The following is a 1,146-nucleotide window of genomic DNA, read 5'->3' on the forward strand; positions in this document are numbered from 1 at the left end:
CTCGGTTTGTCTGAACAGTTTCGGGCGTTTTGCTAAGTGGATTTCCGCCTCGATTATGCTGCCACCATCATCGGCGTCAGCGCATTGAAGTAGGCCCGATCCGGCGTCTGCCGGTCAAGGGATGAATGTGGGCGTCGGGTGTTGTAAAAGCTCAGATACCGGCCGATGGCAGCTCGGGCCTCGGGAACGCTCTTGTAGGCATGGAGATAGACCTCCTCGTATTTGATCGACCGCCAGAGCCGTTCGACGAAGACATTGTCCCGCCACGCGCCCTTGCCATCCATCGAGATGGCGATCTCAGCTTTTTTCAGCACCGCCGTGAAGTCCACCGAGATGAACTGCGATCCCTGGTCCGTATTGAAGATGTCAGGCTTGTCGTAGCGAGCGAGTGCCTCCTCGACAGCTTCGATGCAGAAAGCGGCTTCCATCGTGATCGACAAACGCCACGATAGAACCCTTCGGCTGAACCAGTCCACGACGGCGCGGAGATAGACGAAGCCGCGAGCCATAGGGATGTAGGTCAGGTCCATTGCCCAGACCTGATTAGGCCGGGTGACCGCCAGCTTGCGCAGGAGGTAGGGATAGATTTTGTGACCTGGCGCTGGTTTGGAGGTGTTCGGGCGACGGTATATCGCCTCGATGCCCATCTTCTTCATCAACGTCGCGACGGGAAGCCGCCCAGTTTCCAGCCCTTCTCCCCTCAAGAGCCCTTGCAACATCCGACTTCCGGCAAATGGGTAGTCGAGATGCAGCTCGTCGATCCGCCGCATCAGGGCAAGATCGTCCTCCGACACTGGACGTGGAGAATAGTAGACGCTGCCACGGCTGAAGCCGAGAAGCTTCGCCTGACGTGTGACCGACAGTTTGTGTGCACGGTCGATCATTTCTTTCCGCCCAGCAATCCCGCCTTGCCGAGCGCTCCGGCTAAAAAATCGTTCTCCAGTGTCAGTTCGCCGATCTTTGAGTGCAGCGTTTTGACATCGACGGTCGGACCCGCCGGCTCCGTCTTCGCTTCATCGCCGAAAACGCCTGTCGCCCCCTCAAGGAGCTGGTCTTTCCACTGTTTGATCTGATTGGCATGCACGTCAAACTGCTGGGATAATTCCACCAACGTCTGCTCGCCTCGGATGGCGGCCAGCGCCACCT

At 58.1% G+C, this 1,146-nt stretch carries 1 protein-coding gene; it reads right to left on the reverse strand.

The window, feature by feature from the left end:
- Window positions 1–53: 53 nt before the first annotated feature.
- Window positions 54–1,144, reverse strand: a protein-coding gene (locus DEM27_RS33390; protein WP_420028876.1) for an IS3 family transposase whose coding sequence is annotated in 2 segments (ribosomal slippage) — window positions 54–922 and window positions 922–1,144 — 1,092 coding nt in all. Because the reading frame shifts where the segments join, the coding sequence is not laid out codon by codon here.
- Between the last annotated feature and the right edge of the window lie 2 nt (window positions 1,145–1,146).

This window comes from Rhizobium album (assembly GCF_003122325.1).
Lineage (GTDB): Bacteria > Pseudomonadota > Alphaproteobacteria > Rhizobiales > Rhizobiaceae > Metarhizobium > Metarhizobium album.